Source organism: Streptomyces sp. NPDC001816, from assembly GCF_042892235.1.
GTDB lineage: Bacteria > Actinomycetota > Actinomycetes > Streptomycetales > Streptomycetaceae > Streptomyces.
Window position 1 is genome coordinate 105755 of sequence record NZ_JBIATY010000020.1, and the last position, 17056, is coordinate 122810.

12 protein-coding genes and 1 pseudogene are annotated in these 17056 nt (G+C 71.3%); 11 read left to right on the forward strand and 2 right to left on the reverse strand.

Translation table 11 applies throughout. The features are described from left to right. Positions 1-6 precede the first annotated feature (6 nt). Positions 7-1581: a Na+/H+ antiporter gene (locus ACFYZZ_RS43425; RefSeq protein WP_389189031.1), complete on the reverse strand. Its 1575-nt coding sequence runs from the start codon at positions 1579-1581 to the stop codon at positions 7-9. A gap of 234 nt (positions 1582-1815) precedes the next feature. On the opposite strand from ACFYZZ_RS43425, the gene ACFYZZ_RS43430 reads away from it, so the two are divergent. Both ACFYZZ_RS43430 and ACFYZZ_RS43435 read left to right on the forward strand, forming a co-directional pair. After that, positions 1816-4308: an ATP-binding protein gene (locus ACFYZZ_RS43430; RefSeq protein ID WP_389189034.1), complete on the forward strand. Its 2493-nt coding sequence runs from the start codon at positions 1816-1818 to the stop codon at positions 4306-4308. Then, positions 4308-5108 (forward strand): DUF4118 domain-containing protein, encoded by an 801-nt coding sequence (locus ACFYZZ_RS43435; RefSeq protein ID WP_389189037.1) that lies wholly within the window; start codon positions 4308-4310, stop codon positions 5106-5108. Before ACFYZZ_RS43430 ends, ACFYZZ_RS43435 begins: the two co-directional genes overlap by 1 nt. Before the next feature lie 13 nt (positions 5109-5121). Here the strand turns inward: ACFYZZ_RS43435 and ACFYZZ_RS43440 are convergent, their stop codons facing one another. Next, positions 5122-5625: a hypothetical protein gene (locus ACFYZZ_RS43440; RefSeq protein ID WP_389189040.1), complete on the reverse strand. Its 504-nt coding sequence runs from the start codon at positions 5623-5625 to the stop codon at positions 5122-5124. A 229-nt stretch (positions 5626-5854) separates the two neighbouring features. Between ACFYZZ_RS43440 and ACFYZZ_RS43445 the strand changes: the two genes are divergently transcribed. From ACFYZZ_RS43445 to ACFYZZ_RS43485, 9 genes and pseudogenes are all read left to right on the forward strand, one after another. Then, complete coding sequence (locus ACFYZZ_RS43445) at positions 5855-7696, forward strand: APC family permease (RefSeq protein WP_389189043.1); 1842 nt, start codon at positions 5855-5857, stop codon at positions 7694-7696. A gap of 103 nt (positions 7697-7799) precedes the next feature. Continuing rightward, the gene (locus ACFYZZ_RS43450; protein ID WP_389189046.1) at positions 7800-7958 is read left to right on the forward strand and encodes a hypothetical protein; all 159 of its coding nucleotides are present in this window, start codon (positions 7800-7802) and stop codon (positions 7956-7958) included. Next, entirely contained in the window at positions 7955-8044 is a 90-nt protein-coding gene (gene kdpF / locus ACFYZZ_RS43455; RefSeq protein WP_067057375.1) for a K(+)-transporting ATPase subunit F, read from the forward strand. The genes ACFYZZ_RS43450 and kdpF overlap by 4 nt, the downstream gene beginning before the upstream one ends. 8 nt (positions 8045-8052) lie before the next feature. After that, complete coding sequence (gene kdpA / locus ACFYZZ_RS43460) at positions 8053-9729, forward strand: potassium-transporting ATPase subunit KdpA (RefSeq protein ID WP_389189049.1); 1677 nt, start codon at positions 8053-8055, stop codon at positions 9727-9729. After that, positions 9729-11870, forward strand: coding sequence for a potassium-transporting ATPase subunit KdpB (gene kdpB / locus ACFYZZ_RS43465; protein ID WP_389189052.1), 2142 nt, complete (start codon positions 9729-9731; stop codon positions 11868-11870). The genes kdpA and kdpB overlap by 1 nt, the downstream gene beginning before the upstream one ends. A 24-nt stretch (positions 11871-11894) precedes the next feature. Then, positions 11895-12527 (forward strand): potassium-transporting ATPase subunit C, encoded by a 633-nt coding sequence (locus tag ACFYZZ_RS43470; RefSeq protein WP_389189055.1) that lies wholly within the window; start codon positions 11895-11897, stop codon positions 12525-12527. A gap of 91 nt (positions 12528-12618) precedes the next feature. Continuing rightward, positions 12619-13302, forward strand: coding sequence for a response regulator (locus ACFYZZ_RS43475; RefSeq protein WP_389189058.1), 684 nt, complete (start codon positions 12619-12621; stop codon positions 13300-13302). Positions 13303-13304: 2 nt separating this feature from the next. Then, on the forward strand, positions 13305-15851 hold the full coding sequence (locus ACFYZZ_RS43480; RefSeq protein ID WP_389189061.1) for a DUF4118 domain-containing protein: 2547 nt from the start codon (positions 13305-13307) through the stop codon (positions 15849-15851). A 137-nt stretch (positions 15852-15988) separates the two neighbouring features. After that, positions 15989-17053, forward strand: a pseudogene (locus ACFYZZ_RS43485) (PH domain-containing protein); the annotation flags it as partial. Positions 17054-17056: the final 3 nt, after the last annotated feature.

Here is a 17056-nt window from a genome sequence, read left to right on the forward strand (position 1 = left end):
CGCCCCTCACGCGTCCGCCAGCCGCGCCTCCTCCAGGTCCAGCGAGCGCTGGAGCCGGCGGCGGGTGGTGTCGCTGATGCGGTGGCCGTCGTAGAGGCGCTGGAGTTCCTCGGTCTCCACGGCGATCAGGTCGCGGCGGAGCTGGCGGTAGACCAGGTCGGCGGATTCGGTGGCCGCGGCGGTGCCGTTGCTCTCGGCGAGGCGGTCGCGGGCGTCATCGAGGCGGGCGTTGAGGCCGCGGCGCAGGCGGTCGAGGACGACGTCCGGTACGGCCTCCAGCTCGGCCAGTTCCTCCAGCCGGGCGAGTCCGGCGTGGGCGAGGCGGGAGCGGGCCTCGACCTCCTCGCGTTCCGTGTGGGCGGGCTCCAGGGCGATGCCGGAGCGCCGGACGACCGGGGCCAGGGTGAAGCCCTGGACGACGAGGGTGACCACCACGACCGAGGTGGTCAGGACGAGGACCAGGGGGCGGTCCGTGAGAGGGGAGCCGCTCTTAGTCATCTCCGGGATGGACAGGGCAGCCGCCAGCGGCATCACGCCCCGGGTGCCCGCCCAGGTCAGGACCACCGGCACCCGCCAGTTCAGGCGGCCGATGCCGCCCTTGCGCTGGACCACCGCCGACAGCGGCGCGAGCCACAGCAGGCGTACGGCGATGAGCGTGGCGGCGACGGCGAGGGCGTACAGCGGCCAGGCCCGGTCGCCGTCGGCCAGCGCCCGCACCTGCGCGGGCAGCGCCAGCCCTATCAGCGAGAAGACCACGCTCTCCAGCAGGAACACGACCGTGCCGTACACGGCGTGCAGTTGGAGTCTTATGCGCGCGTTGGTGAGCCGGTCGCCGCGGCCGCCCAGGACCACCCCGGCCACCACGCACGACGTCACCCCGGAGGTGTGCGCGGCCTCCGCCAGGAGATACGCGGCGTACGGGGTGACCAGGGCTATCACGGTCTCCAGGACCGGTTCCTCGGTGCGCCGCCGGATCAGGGCCACCACCCCGGCCACCGCGGCGCCGATCACCGTGCCGCCGCCGGCCAGCACCAGGAACTTGCCGCCCGCCGAGCCCCAGTTCGCCGCCGCCGACGCGACCGCGATGCCCGCGGCCACCCGGACCAGCACCAGGGAGGTCGCGTCGTTGAACAGGCTCTCCGCCTGGACGAGGACCTGCACCCTCGGCGGCAGGGCGAGCCTGCGGCCGAGCGCGGTCACCGCCACCGGGTCGGTGCTGGCCAGCACCGCGCCCAGCACCAGCGCCATCTGCCAGGACAGCGGTGTCACCGTGGCGGCCACCGCGCCCACGGCCGCGGCCGAGGCGAGGACCAGGCCGATGGCGAGGATCCCGACCGGCTTCCACACCGCCCGCAGCTCCCGCCAGGGCATGTCCTCGGCGCTCGCGTACAGCAGCGGCGGCAGCACGACGAGCCCGATGATCTCGGGGCTGATCTCGATCTGCGGGGTGCCCGGCAGCAGGGCCACGGCGAGGCCGGCGACGACGAGCAGGGAGGGCGCGGGGATGCGCCAACGGCGCGCGAAGGTCGCTACGACGGTGGCCAGTACCACCAGTGCGAGAACCGTCCCGACGCTGCGCATGCCGTCCCCCTGGGGCTACACAGGAGCCACCTTGGCTCCCGGCCGACCAGACTTCCCGGCACACCGCCTTCACCCTATCCGGCCGCAGCACGTCAAAACAGTGTCAAGGTCCCCGGGACCGGTGCCAAGGAATCGCTAACACGGGCACCCCTCGGAGCCCGGAAGCGCTTCCTTGAGAGCAGTGACCCGCCCTCCCGAGGGAGTTGAGCCAGTGAGCGGAGTGCGTCGGCGGCGATGAGTGACGTACGGCCCGGACGACTGAAGGTCTACCTCGGGGCGGCCCCGGGGGTCGGCAAGACCTACCGGATGCTCGACGAGGGGCGGCGCCGTGCCGCCCGCGGGGCGGACGTGGTGGTGGGCTTCGCCGAGTGCCACGGGCGGCCGAGCACGGAAGCCATGCTGGACGGCCTGGAGGTCGTCCAGCGGGCCCGGTGCGGCTACCGGGGCGGTGAGTTCGAGGAGATGGACCTGGCCGCGGTGCTCGCCCGGCGCCCGCAGGTCGCGATCGTGGACGAGTTCGCCCACAGCAACGTCCCGGGCGGCGGCCGCAACCCCAAGCGGTGGCAGGACATCGAGGAACTCCTCGCGGCCGGCATCGACGTGATCACCGCGCTGAACATCCAGCACCTGGAGTCACTGAACGACGTGGTCGAGAAGATCACGCATGTGCCCCAGCACGAGACGGTCCCCGACGACGTCGTCCGCCGGGCCCACCAGGTGGAACTGGTCGACATGCCGCCGGAGGGGCTGCGCCGGCGTATGGCGCACGGCAACATCTACGCGCCCGAGAAGATCGACGCGGCCCTCGCCAACTACTTCCGGCCCGGCAACCTGACCGCGCTGCGCCAGCTGGCGCTGCTGTGGGTGGCCGACCGGGTCGAGGCGGCGCTGCAGGAGTACCGCACCGAGCACGGCATAGGCCGGGTGTGGGAGACCCGGGAGCGGGTGGTTGTCGCGCTCACCGGCGGGCCGGAGGGGGACACGCTGGTCCGGCGGGCCGCGCGGATCGCCGCCCGATCGGCCGGGGGCGACCTGCTGGCCGTGCACGTGGCCCGCAGCGACGGCCTGGCCGCCGGCGTCTCGCACGCCTCGCTGGCCCGGCAGCGCCGGCTGGTGGAGGACCTGGGCGGCAGCTACCACTCGGTGGTCGGCGACGACATCGCGACGACGCTGGTGGAGTTCGCCCGCGCCGAGAACGCCACCCAGCTGGTCCTCGGCACCAGCCGCCGGGGACGGCTGGAACGGTTCGTCACCGGCCCCGGCACCGGCGAGACCGTCACCGAGCTGTCCGGGGACATCGACGTCCACCGCGTCACCCACGAGCGCGCCGGACGCGGCACCCTGCTGCCCTCCCGGCGGCGCACCCTGTCCACCGCGCGGCTGATCGCCGGACCGGTGGCCGGGCTCGTGCTCCCGGTGCTGCTGACGATCGGCCTCGCCCAGGTGCGCGGGACGCTGAACCTGACCAGCGAGGCGCTGCTGTTCCTGCTCGCCGTGGTGGGCGTGGCCTGCATAGGCGGGGTCACCTCGGCGGTGATCGCGTCGATCACGGCGTCCCTGCTGCTCAACTACTGGTTCATCCCGCCCATAGGACAGTTCACGCTGAACGACCCGAACGCGCTGCTCGCCCTGGCGGTGTTCATGGTCGTCGCGGCCACAGTGGCCGCAGTCGTCGACCGCTCCCTCAGGCTGTCCCGCCGCTCGGCGCGGGCCACCGCCGAGGCCGAGACCATGTCGTCCCTGGCCGGCACCATCGTGCGCGGCGGCGCGACCATCCCTGCGCTGCTGGAGCGCACCCGGGAGACCTTCGGCATGGAGTCGGCGGAGTTGGTGGACGAGCCGCCCGATGCCGGGGAGGTGACGGCCGTACCGGCCGGTCCCGGGGAGCATCTGGTGCTGCGCGGGCGGACCCTGTCGTCCTCCGAGCGGCGGGTGCTGGCCGCGTTCGCCGCGCACGTCGGCTCCGCGGTCGAGCGGGCCCGGCTGGCCGAGGCGGCGGCCGAGGTCGAGCCCGTCAAGGCCGCCGACCGGATGCGTACGGCACTGCTGCGGGCCGTCGGCCACGACCTGCGTACCCCGCTCGCCGCGGGCTGGGCCGCCGTCACCTCCCTGCGCAGCAGCGAGGTCGAGTTCTCCGCCGCCGACCGCGAGGAACTCCTCGCCACCGCCGACGAGTCCATGGCCAAGCTCAACCGCCTGGTGGAGAACCTCCTCGACCTGAGCCGCCTGGAGGCGGGCGCCCTCACCCTGAACCTGCGCGCGACCTCCCTGGAGGAGGTACTGCCCACGGCGCTGGCGGACGTCCCCGGCGTCGAGGTGGCGGACACCGAGGCGATCCCGGCGGTGCTGGCCGACCCGCCACTGCTGGAGCGCGTGATCGCCAACCTCGCCGGCAACGCCGCCCGGCACACCCCGCCCGGCCGGAAGGTGCTGGTCACCGCCAGCGCGCTGGCGGGCCGGGTGGAGCTGCGGGTCGTCGACCGGGGGCCCGGGCTTCCCCAGGCCGGCCGGGAGCGCCTCTTCGAGCCGTTCCAGCGGCTCGGCGACACCGACAACACCACCGGCCTCGGCCTCGGGCTGGCCCTCGCCCGCGGCCTGACCGAGGCCATGAGCGGCACCCTCACCCCCGAGGACACCCCGGGCGGCGGCCTGACCATGGTCGTGTCGCTGCCCTTCGCACAACAGCACGCGCACCCTCAGAGTGCGCAGAGCGTAGGAGGTGCCTGATGAGCACCGAGACCAGCACATTCCGACTGCACCGCACCGCCCGGGCACGCCGGGGGCCGGCCGCGTGGCCGCTGCGGGACCGTCTCGCCCTCGCGGCGGGCGCGGTGGCCCCGCTCGTGGTGGCGGCCGCTCTCGTGCCGCTGCGCACGGACCTGTCGCGGACGAACGCCGCGCTGATCCTCGTGGTCGTGGTCGTCGCGGTGGCCGCGCTGGGCAGTCGTACAGCGGGAGTTGTGGCTTCGCTGTCGGCGGTGGCTTGGTTTGACTTCTTCTTGACTCGGCCGTACGAGACGTTCGACATCACGGCGTCCGGGGACGTGGCGACGGCGGTCCTGCTGCTCGTCGTCGGTCTGATCGTCTCCCAGCTCGCCGCCCGTGCCCGCCGCCTGGAGGTCGTCGCCGTGGCCGACGCGGCCCACCTGGACCGGATCCATCGCACGGCCGCCCTCGCCCAGTCCGCCAACTCCGCGGACGTCGTGGTCGGCCACGTGCGCCAGGAGCTGACCGAGCTGCTGGGCCTGCGTGCCTGCCGCTTCGAGTACGGCAGCCTCATCGGGCGTCCGCCGCGGCTGGAGAAGGACGGCAGCGTGACGGTGGGCCGGCGCAGCTGGGACGTGGGCGGCGCCGGCTGGCCCGAGGGCGAGACCGAGCTGCGGGCGTACGGCAACGGGCACTACCTCGGCCGGTTCATGCTCACCCCCGGCCCGGGGCCCGTACCGCCACTCCAGGCGCGGCTGGTCGCGGTGACCCTGGCCGACCAGACCGGGGCCGCGCTGGACACCTCGGGGCCGGTCACCTGAGTCAGTGAGTGACTCAGTCGAGCCCGGAGGCCCTGAACACGGCCTGGGCCGTCTCGGAGTCGATGCGCCGGGCCAGGCGCCGCAGGGCGGTCGCCCCGCACAGCAGCAGGCCCTCGTCGGCCGCTCTGCGCGCGCCCTCGTCCAGGCGGCGCCACAACTCCGGGTTGTTCACGAGGACTTCGGGATCGATCTCCACCCGGCCGCCGAGCGCGTCCTTCAGCACGAGGCGCTGGGCGACGCCGTCCAGGAAGCGGACGGACACCAGCAGGTCCGTGCGGACCCGGCGTTCGCGCAGCAGCCGCCGCGAGGCCAGCCAGTCCTCGCCGGCCGAGACCCGGGCGGGATACAGCACGAGGAACAGCAGCAGGGCGAGGGCGCACCACAGCGCGAAACGCCACAGCGTCAACCGGCCCGAGCCCCGGTCGACGAGCACGAGCAGGGCGAGCAGGACCCCGGCGCAACGGACGGAATCCCGCACGTCCTTGGGCCGGCGGCGGTCGTGTGCTGCCTGTTCCATGGTGGTGACGGTAGGGAGCCGAGCAGCCGGACAGAACCGTTTTAATGCGATCTTGATGGATATCGGGTGATTCCCGATGTCACCCGTCAAGATCCCGTCAAAGTCGGACGGTTGGGCGCGAAGAAGCCGCAAGGAGCAGTCGGACCCGGCCGCGAACGGACACAACCTGGGTGCACTCGCGCACCGTTCGGACCTGGTGCGCGGTTGAACGAAGAAGGAGCACGCACCCATGTCCGTCCTGACCCTCCAGCCGGGCGCCGCCCCCGCCGACGAAGAGCCGCCTGATACCGGGGAGCGGCATCGCCTCACCGCCGTCACCGGCCTCGCCGCGCTGTCACTGGACGCCATGGCGTCGGTGGCGTACGGCCCGGAGGCGATCGTGCTGGTGCTGGCCGCCGCGGGCGCCCACGGCCTCGGCTTCACCGTGCCGGTCACCCTGGCCATCGCCGGACTCCTCGCGGTGCTGGTGGCGTCGTACCGGCAGGTCATCGCGGCTTTCCCGGACGGCGGCGGCTCCTATGCGGTGGCCAGGACGCACCTGGGTGCGCGGACCAGCCTGGTGGCGGCGGCCTCGCTGATCTTGGACTACGTACTCAACGTCGCCGTCGCGGTCACCGCGGGCGTGGCCGCTCTGACCTCCGCCTTCCCGGGCCTGTACGACGACCGGCTGTGGCTGTGCCTGGCGGTGCTGGTGCTGATCACGGGCGTCAACCTGCGGGGCATCGTGGAGTCGGCGAAGGCGTTCATCGTGCCGACGGTCGTGTTCGTGGGCTCCATTTTTGTGCTCATCGTCGTCGGCCTGTTCCGGTCGGCTCCGGTGAGCACAGTGACCGCGGCCGGGCATGCCTCGGTCGTCGCGGGCAACGCCACCACCGTGGGCACCCTGCTCCTGCTGAAGGCGTTCGCCTCCGGGTGCAGCGCGCTGACCGGTGTCGAGGCCATCGCCAACGCCGTCCCCTCCTTCCGCGTCCCGCGGGCCCGGCGGGCCCAGCGTGCGGAGGTCGCGCTCGGCGCGGTGCTCGGCCTGATGCTGATCGGCCTGTCGGTGCTGATCTCCCGCTTCCACCTCCAGCCGGTCGAGGGCGTCACCGTCCTCGCCCAGCTCGCGGACGCCTCGCTCGGCCACAACTGGGCGTTCTACGTCATCCAGTTCGCCACGATGATCCTGCTGGCGCTGTCCGCGAACACCTCCTTCGGCGGCCTGCCGGTGCTGCTGAAGCTGCTCGCCCGCGACAACTACCTGCCGCACGTCTTCGCCCTGAAGGCCGACCGCCAGGTCCACCGGCACGGTGTGCTCGCGCTCGCCCTGGTCTCCGCGGCCCTGCTGGTCTTCTCGGGCGGCGACACCAACACCCTGGTGCCGCTGTTCGCCATCGGGGTGTTCGTCGGCTTCACCATCGCCCAGGTGGGCATGGTCCGGCACTGGCGCCTGGAGCGCGGCAGGGGCTGGCGCGGCAAGGCGCTGCTGAACGGCTTCGGCGCGCTGCTCACCGGTGTCTCGACGGTCGTCGTCACCGCGAGCAAGTTCACCGAGGGCGCCTGGCTGATCGTGGTGGCGCTGCCCCTGCTCGTCGCCGCCTTCGGCGCCGTGCACCGCGCCTACGGCCGGATCGGCGAGCGACTCGGACTCGGCCGCATACCCGAGGCCCCGCACCGCGACCGCTCGCTGGTGATCGTCCCCGTCTCGACCCTGTCCCGGCTCACCTCCGAGGCCCTGACGGCCGCCGCCTCCCTGGGCGACGAGGTCCGCGCGGTCACCGTCTGCTACCCGGACCCGGAGGACCGCACCCAGCTGCACGCCCTGGAGCGCGCCTGGGGCGAGTGGGACCCGGGAGTGCCCCTGGTGCGGCTGTCCTGCGAGCGGCGCAGCCTGGGCCGCCCCATCGCCGCGTACGTCCGCGAGGTGACCGCCGTCGAGCCGGCCACGCGGGTCACCGTCCTGATCCCGGAGACGGAGCCCGAGCGGCTGTGGCAGCGGCTGCTGCAGAACCAGCGGGGCGCCGTTGTCGCGCACGCCGTGCGGCGGGAGACGGACGCGGTGATCTGCCGGCTGCGGTTCCGGCTGATGTGAGCCGGGTCACCGACAGTCACGGCCGCTTACCGGCCGGTACGGATCAGGGTCCGTAAGAGTCCCGTCAAAGCCGTGAGGGACACCGTAAGAGGGTCGTCAACGGGTGACCAGATCCGGCCAGAGAGGCGCTTTCCTCTTACACGTCCGTTTCAACCGAACCTCACTCCAGGAGTTCGCGATGGCCGATCTGGCCTTCGTCGTCACCGTGATCGCGGGTTTCGCGCTGGTGGCTCTTGTCGCCAAGGGGGTGACGAAGCTGTGACCGTCGAGAACATCGTCGGCCTGGTCGTGGCCGTCGCCCTGCTGGGCTATCTCGTCCTCGCCCTGATCTTCCCGGAGAGGTTCTGAGACACGATATGGGTCCCGTACTCGCCGGCGTGCTCCAGCTGCTCGCCCTCATAGGCGCGCTGGCGCTCGCCTACGTCCCGGTCGGTAACTACATGGCCCGGGTCTACTCCTCGACCAAGCATCTGCGGGTGGAGAAGTGGATCTACAAGGCCATCGGCGCCAACCCCGACGCCGAGATGACCTGGCCCGCGTATCTGCGCGGTGTCCTCGCCTTCTCGGCCGTAAGCGTCCTGTTCCTCTACCTGCTGCAGCGGCTCCAGGGCGTCCTGCCCGGGTCGATGGGCTTCGACTCGGTCAACCCGGCGCAGTCGTTCAACACGGCCGTCTCGTTCGTGACGAACACGAACTGGCAGTCGTACTACGGCGAGCAGACCATGGGTCACGTCGTACAGACCGCCGGTCTGGCCGTGCAGAACTTCGTCTCGGCCGCGGTGGGTATCGCGGTGGCGGTGGCGCTGGTGCGCGGCTTCGCGCGCTCGCGCACCGGTGAGCTGGGCAACTTCTGGTCCGACCTGGTGCGTGGCACGCTGCGGATCCTGCTGCCGGGTGCGGTCATCGCCGCCGTCGTGCTGGTGGCGTGCGGTGCGATCCAGAACTTCTCCGGCATCCACGAGGTCGGGCAATTCTTTAATGGGCACAGCATGGGCGGTTCGCAGCAGTGGAACGGTGGTGCGGTCGCCTCGCAGGAGGCCATCAAGGAGCTGGGCACCAACGGCGGCGGCTACTTCAACGCCAACAGCGCCCACCCCTTCGAGAACCCGACGCCCTTCACCAACCTGTTCGAGATCTTCCTGATCCTGGTGATCCCGTTCTCGCTGACCCGCACGTTCGGCGTGATGGTCGGCTCGGTGAAGCAGGGCTACGCGATCCTCGCGACCATGGGCGTCATCTGGTTCGGTTTCGTCGCCCTGATGATGGCGACGGAGTTCGCCCACCACGGCCCGGCGCTCCAGGCGGCCGGCGGCGCGATGGAGGGCAAGGAGGTCCGCTTCGGCGTCGGCTCTTCGTCGATCTTCGCGGTGTCGACCACGCTCACCTCGACCGGTGCGGTGGACTCCTTCCACTCCTCCTTCACCGGGCTCGGCGGCGGGATCACGATGCTGAGCATGATGCTGGGCGAGATCGCGCCCGGCGGTACCGGCTCCGGCCTCTACGGCATGCTGATCATGGCGGTCATCGCGGTGTTCATCGCCGGTCTGATGGTCGGCCGTACGCCCGAGTACCTGGGCAAGAAGATCGGCGCCCGCGAGATGAAGCTGGCGGCCGCGTACATCCTGATCACCCCGGCGCTGGTGCTGGTCTTCTCCGCGGCCTCCATGGCGCTGCCGACCCCGCCGAACTCGATGCTCAACTCGGGTGCGCACGGGTTCTCCGAGGTGCTCTACGCCTTCACGTCGGCGTCGAACAACAACGGCTCGGCCTTCGCGGGCCTGAACGCGAACACCGACTGGTACAACACCATGACCGGGCTCGCGATGCTGCTGGGCCGCTTCCTGCCGATGGTGTTCGTGCTGGCGCTGGCCGGCTCGCTCGCCGAGCAGAAGCCCGTCCCGGTGACCGCGGGCACCCTGCGCACCGAGAAGCCGCTGTTCACCGGCCTGCTGGTGGGCGCGATCCTGATCATCACCGGTCTCACGTACTTCCCGGCCCTCGCCCTGGGTCCGCTCGCGGAAGGACTGGCGTGATGACCACCCGCATAGAGAAGACAGAGAACTCAGAGGACTCCATGTCCACAGCCACACCCACCAGGGCGCCGCACAGCGACGTCCCCACCGGGCACAAGCCCGCCGAGGGCCGTGTCGGAGCGGGCCTGTTCGAACCCAAGGCACTGGTCAAGTCGCTGCCGGACGCGTTCCGTAAGCTCGACCCGCGGGTGATGGTCAAGTCCCCCGTGATGTTCGTGGTGTGGATCGGCTCCGTCCTGACCACGGTGTTCTCCTTCAAGGACCCGACAGACTGGTTCGGCTGGACCATCAGCGCCTGGCTGTGGCTGACCGTGATCTTCGCCAACCTCGCGGAGGCTGTCGCCGAGGGCCGCGGCAAGGCGCAGGCGGACACCCTGCGCAAGGCCAAGACCGACACGGTCGCGCGCCGGCTGCGGGGGGACGGTACCGAGGAGCAGGTGCCGGGCACGGCGCTGACCATCGGTGACCTGGTGGTCTGTGAGGCCGGCGACATCATCCCTGGTGACGGTGACGTCATCGAGGGTGTCGCCTCGGTCGACGAGTCGGCGATCACCGGTGAGTCCGCTCCGGTCATCCGTGAGTCCGGCGGTGACCGCAGCGCGGTCACCGGCGGTACGAAGGTCCTCTCCGACCGGATCGTCATCAAGATCACGACGAAGCCGGGCGAGACCTTCATCGACCGGATGATCAACCTGGTCGAGGGCGCGGCCCGGCAGAAGACGCCGAACGAGATCGCGCTGAACATCCTGCTCGCCTCGCTGACGATCGTCTTCCTGCTGGCGGTGGCCACGCTGCCGCCGTTCGCGAACTACGCGGGCACGCACCTGACGATGGTCGTGCTGGTCGCCCTTCTGGTCTGTCTGATCCCGACCACCATCGGCGCCCTGCTCTCCGCGATCGGCATCGCGGGCATGGACCGCCTGGTGCAGCGCAATGTGCTGGCGATGTCGGGCCGTGCGGTCGAGGCCGCCGGTGACGTCTCCACGCTGCTGCTCGACAAGACCGGCACCATCACCCTCGGCAACCGCCAGGCCGCCGAGTTCGTGCCGGTGAAGGGCACCACCGAGGCGGAGGTCGCGGATGCGGCCCAGCTGTCGTCGCTGGCCGACGAGACGCCCGAGGGCCGCTCCATCGTCGTCCTGGCGAAGGAGAAGTACGGGCTGCGCGAACGCCACCAGGGTGAGCTGGCGCACGCCGAGTGGATCGCCTTCACCGCCCAGACCCGTATGTCGGGTGTGGACGTCGACGGCCGCAAGGTCCGCAAGGGCGCCACCGCCTCGGTCATCGCCTGGGTGGAGGAGCAGGGCGGTGAAGTGGCCGAGGACGCACAGGCGTTGACCGACCGCATCTCCGAGGCCGGCGGCACCCCGCTGCTCGTCGCGATCGACGACGCCGAAGGCGCCCGGATCCTGGGCGTCATCCACCTCAAGGACGTCGTCAAGGACGGCATGCGGGAGCGGTTCGAGGAACTGCGCCGCATGGGCATCAAGACGGTCATGATCACGGGCGACAACCCGCTGACCGCCAAGGCGATCGCCGAGGAGGCGGGCGTCGACGACTTCCTCGCGGAGGCCACTCCCGAGGACAAGATGGCCCTCATCAAGCGGGAGCAGGCCGGCGGCAAGCTGGTCGCGATGACCGGCGACGGCACCAACGACGCGCCCGCGCTCGCGCAGGCGGACGTCGGCGTGGCGATGAACACCGGTACGTCGGCCGCCAAGGAGGCCGGCAACATGGTCGACCTCGACTCCAACCCGACCAAGCTCATCGAGATCGTCGAGATCGGCAAGCAGCTGCTGATCACCCGCGGTGCGCTGACCACGTTCTCCATCGCCAACGACGTCGCGAAGTACTTCGCGATCATCCCGGCGCTGTTCGCGGTGGTCTACCCGGGCCTGGACAAGCTGAACATCATGCAGCTGTCCTCGCCCAACTCGGCGATCCTGTCGGCCGTCGTCTTCAACGCACTGATCATCATCGCGCTGGTGCCGCTGTCGCTGAAGGGCGTGCGGTACCGGCCGATGAGCGCGGACAAGATGCTCCGCCGCAACCTCGGGATCTACGGCATCGGCGGCCTGATCGCCCCCTTCATCGGCATCAAGATCATCGACGTGATCATCTCCTTCATCCCCGGGCTGTAATTTCTTGAAAGCGTGCTGATCGCCATGAACAACTCCGTAACCAACACCGTCCGATTGCTCGGGGCGGGCCTGCGGGCGCTGCTCGTACTGACCCTGGTGACCGGCGTCATCTACCCGCTGGTCGTCACCGGCATCGCCCAGGGGCTGTTCCACGACAAGGCGAACGGCTCCGAGATCAAGGCGGACGGCAAGGTCGTCGGCTCGTCGCTGATCGGGCAACAGGGTTACAGCCTCAAGTACTTCCAGCCCCGCCCTGCCAATGGACTGGGTACGAACTCGGTCAACACCCAGTACAAGCTGATCCTTTCGGGCGCGACCAACCTGGCGGCCGACAACAAGGACCTGGTCAAGCAGGTAGAGGAAGCCAAGGCCAAGGTGGTCGAGGACAACTCCGTGCCGGGCTACACCGTCAGCCCCGCACAGGTCCCCGCCGACGCCGTCACCTCCTCCGGCTCCGGCCTGGACCCGGCCATCTCCCCGGAGTACGCCGACCTCCAGGTGCACCGGGTCGCCGCGAAGAACGGTCTGTCCGTCGCCGCGGTCGAGAAGCTGGTCAAGGACCACACCGAGGGCCGCACCCTGGGCTTCATGGGCGAGCCCCGGGTGAACGTCCTCGAACTCAACATCGCGCTCAAGGATCTCGCGGCCAAGCAGTGACGGCCTTACGCGACCCGCACGGGAGCCGGCGGACCGGGAGACATCCCGGCACCGCCGGCTCCCGCAGCCATGACAGGAGAGGCGTACACCCATGACCCGGGTGCTCGTGGTGGAGGACGACCCGCAGCTCGTACGGGCCCTCGTGATCAATCTGCAGGCCCGCAAGTACGGCGTCGACGCGGCCCCCGACGGCGCCACCGCGCTGCGCCTTGCGGCGGCCCGCCAGCCGGACGTGGTGCTGCTGGACCTCGGCCTGCCCGACATGGACGGCGTCGACGTCATCAAGGCCGTGCGCGGCTGGACCCGGGTACCGATCCTGGTCCTGTCCGCCCGGCGGTCCTCCGACGAGAAGGTCTCGGCCCTCGACGCCGGCGCCGACGACTACATCACCAAGCCGTTCAGCATGGACGAACTCCTGGCCCGGCTGCGGGCCGCCGTCCGCCGTACCGAGGACCTGCCGACGGTCCCGGAGACCACGCTGGTCCGGACGGACGGGTTCACCATCGACCTGCTCGCGAAGAAGGTCGTACGGGACGGCCATGACGTACGCCTGACCCCGACCGAATGGCACCTGCTGGAGATCCTGGTGACCCACCCGGGCCGCCTGATCACCCAGAAGCAGTTGCTGCACGAGGTCTGGGGCGTCTCCCAGAGCAACAAGACCAACTATCTGCGGGTCTACATGGCCCAGTTGCGACGCAAACTCGAGTCCGATCCCTCGAGTCCCCGTTATCTCATCACCGAGCCCGGCATGGGCTACCGCTTCGAAGGGTGACCATGGCACGCGGCAGACTCCGTATCTACCTCGGCGCGGCTCCAGGCGTCGGCAAGACCTACGCCATGCTGTCCGAGGCGCACCGCCGGGTGGAGCGGGGCACCGACTGCGTGGTCGCGTTCGTCGAGCACCACCACCGGCCGCGCACCGAGGTGATGCTGCACGGTCTGGAGCAGATACCCCGCAAGGAGATCGAGTACCGGGACAGCGCCTTCACCGAGATGGACGTCGACGCGGTCCTCGCCCGCCGTCCCCAGGTGGCCCTCGTCGACGAGCTGGCGCACACCAACGTCCCCGGCTCCCGGAACACCAAGCGCTGGCAGGACGTCGAGGAGCTGCTCGCGGCCGGGATCGACGTGATCTCGACCGTCAACATCCAGCACCTGGAGTCCCTCGGCGACGTGGTCGAGTCGATCACCGGGGTGCGGCAGCGGGAGACGGTGCCCGACGAGGTCGTACGGCGGGCCGGGCAGATCGAACTGGTCGACATGTCGCCGGAGGCGCTGCGCCGCCGTATGGCGCACGGCAACATCTACAAGCCGGACAAGGTCGACGCGGCCCTGTCCAACTACTTCCGGCCCGGCAATCTCACCGCCCTGCGCGAGCTGGCGCTGCTGTGGGTGGCCGACCGGGTCGACGCCTATCTGCAGGAGTACCGCACCGAGCACCGGGTCTCGGCCATCTGGGGCTCGCGCGAGCGGATCGTGGTCGGCCTGACCGGCGGCCCCGAGGGACGCACCCTGATCCGGCGCGCGGCCCGGCTGGCGGAGAAGGGCGCCGGCGGTGAGGTGATGGCGGTCTACATCTCCCGCAGCGACGGCCTGACTTCGGCCTCCCCGAAGGAACTCGCCGTCCAGCGCACCCTGGTGGAGGACCTGGGCGGCACCTTCCACCATGTGGTCGGCGACGACATACCGGCCGCGCTGCTGGACTTCGCCCGTGGTGTCAACGCCACCCAGATCGTGCTCGGCGTCTCGCGCCGCAAGGGCTGGCAGTACGTCTTCGGGCCCGGCGTCGGCGCCACGGTGGCCGTGGAGTCGGGTCCCGACCTCGACGTCCACCTCATCACCCACGACGAGGCGGGCAAGGGCCGCGGACTGCCCGTGGCCCGGGGCGCGCGGCTCGGCCGGGCCCGGATCAGCTGGGGCTGGCTGGTCGGTATCGCCGGGCCCGTCCTGCTGACCTGGCTGCTGAGCGGTGTGTTCCCGGACGTCGGGCTCGCCAACGACATGCTGCTGTTCCTGACGGCGACCGTGGCGGCGGCCCTGCTGGGCGGCCTCTTCCCGGCCCTGGCCTCGGCGGTGGTCGGATCCCTCCTGCTGAACTGGTACTTCACCCCGCCCGTCCACACCCTGACGATCGCCGACCCGGAGAACATCGTCGCCATCGCGATCTTCGTCGGGGTGGCCGCGTCGGTCGCCTCGGTGGTGGGCCTGGCGGCCCGGCGCACTCACCAGGCGGCGCGGCTGCGAGCGGAGTCGGAGATCCTGTCCTTCCTCGCGGGCAGTGTGCTGCGCGGCGAGACCGGCCTGGAGGACCTGCTGGAGCGGGTCCGGGAGACCTTCGGCATGGAGTCGGTGGCCCTGCTGGAACGCGAGGGCGACGTGGCGCCCTGGACCTGCGCGGGCAGCGTGGGCCCGCGCCCCTGCACCACCCCCGAGGACGCGGACGTCGAGGTCCCGGCCGGCGACCACATGTCCCTCGCCCTGTCCGGCCGTGTCCTGCCCGCCGAGGACCGCCGGGTGCTGGCCGCCTTCGCCGCACAGGCCGTCGTGGTCCTGGACCGCCGCCGCCTCCAGCAGGAGGCCGACCAGGCCAAGGAACTGGCCGAGGGCAACCGCATCCGCACCGCCCTGCTGGCCGCCGTCAGCCACGACCTGCGCACCCCGCTCGCCGGCATCAAGGCGGCGGTCACGTCCCTGCGCACGGACGACATCGAATGGTCGGAGGCCGACCAGGCGGAACTTCTCGCCGCCATCGAGGAGGGCGCCGACCGCCTGGACCACCTCGTCGGCAACCTCCTCGACATGTCCCGCCTGCAGACCGGCACCGTCACCCCGCTCCTGCGCGAGACCGACCTGGACGAGGTGATCCCGATGGCGCTGGGCGGCGTACCCGAGGACAGCGTCGAGCTGGACATCCCGGAGACCCTGCCCATGGTCGACGTGGACCGGGGCCTGCTGGAGCGGTCGGTCGCCAACGTCGTGGAGAACGCGGTCAAGTACAGCCCGCCGGGCGAGCCGGTCCTGGTCGCGGCCAGCGCCCTCGCCGGCCGGGTGGAGGTCCGCGTCGTCGACCGCGGGCCGGGCGTGCCCGACGAGGCCAAGTCCCGCATCTTCGAACCCTTCCAGCGCTACGGCGACTCACCCCGCGGCGCCGGAGTGGGGCTCGGCCTGGCGGTGGCCCGCGGCTTCGCGGAGGCGATCGGCGGCACGCTGAACGCCGAGGACACCCCCGGAGGCGGGCTCACGATGGTCCTCAGCCTGCCGAGGTCCGGGGCGGTCCCGGCCCGGCCGGCGCCGGGACCACGGGAGACGGCGATCACCTGAACGCCTGCTCCGCAGGTCGGAGCGGGTGGCAACCCGGCAAGATCGGCCGCCCGGACACTGCCGGGATCCGCACAAGAAGCGGCGGCGTGCTGGGACGGAAGCTGTGCACCATGACCAATGTTCAACCGCATCCGCGCCGCACCGCGGGCAGGGGCTCGGTGGGGTCGCTGGCCCTCTGTGCGCTGCTGCTCGTGGCCGCCGGCGTGGCCGCGTGGTTCATCCCGAGCGCCGCGTCGGACGAGCAGGCCTGGCGCCGGGCCACGCCCTGCACGGCCCAGACGTCCGCCGCCGGGCGGGACGACTGCCTGTCCACCGTCCCGGCGGTGATCGCGAGCACCGACGTCAACGCGCCCAAGCAGCCCAGCTGGCTGTACTTCACGGACAGCCGGCCGATGCACCGGCTCCAGGTCTCGGCCGAGGCGGCCCAGGACTTCGAGGCCGGCGACCACGTGGAACTGACCGTCTGGCGCGGGCAGGTGATGAAGGTGGCCGGCGCGGGGAACAGCTGGCACGAGCACATCATCACCGCCCGCTCCCTGGCCGTCGTGGCGGCGCTGCTGGCCCTGGCCGCGGGCTACCCGGCGGCGAAGGTGCTGATGCGTCTGCGGGGACGCCGGCTGCCCGACGACGAAGTCCTTCCCTCGGACCTGCCGTTCGCGGGCGCGCTGGCCGGCACCGCCCTGTGGCTGCTGCCCCTGTGCTTCCTGCACCCCACCGACCTGCTCACCTCGCCCACACAGATCATCTGGGCGGCCGCGGGCTCGCTGCTCACCCTGGCCCTGCTCGCCTGGGCCTGGCGCGCGACCCGCATCCTTACGCCCGAGGGCGCGGCTGCGGCCGGACGGCCGGAGGAGAGCGGGGCCGACGCAGCGGCCCAACAGCGGGAGCAGGGCGAGGTGTTCGTGTCCGCCCGGTTCCTGGAGTCCACCGACTTCAACCCGAACGGCTTCGGCACCCACATCGCCCTCGGGGACGGCGCACCCGCGGTGACCCCGGGTCCGGGCCGCTTCGCGGCGAAGCGCATCCCGGTCGAGCGGCTCACCGTCAGGAACGTACGGCGGGCCCGGGACAGCGACGGCGACACCGTCCCCAGGAGCTGGCACATCGCCGAACTCGACGACGCCGGCACCCCGATCCGCCTTGCCGCGGCCCCGGCCGACCTGACGCGCATCATCCGCGCGCTGGGGCCGGCCAGGGCCTGACGA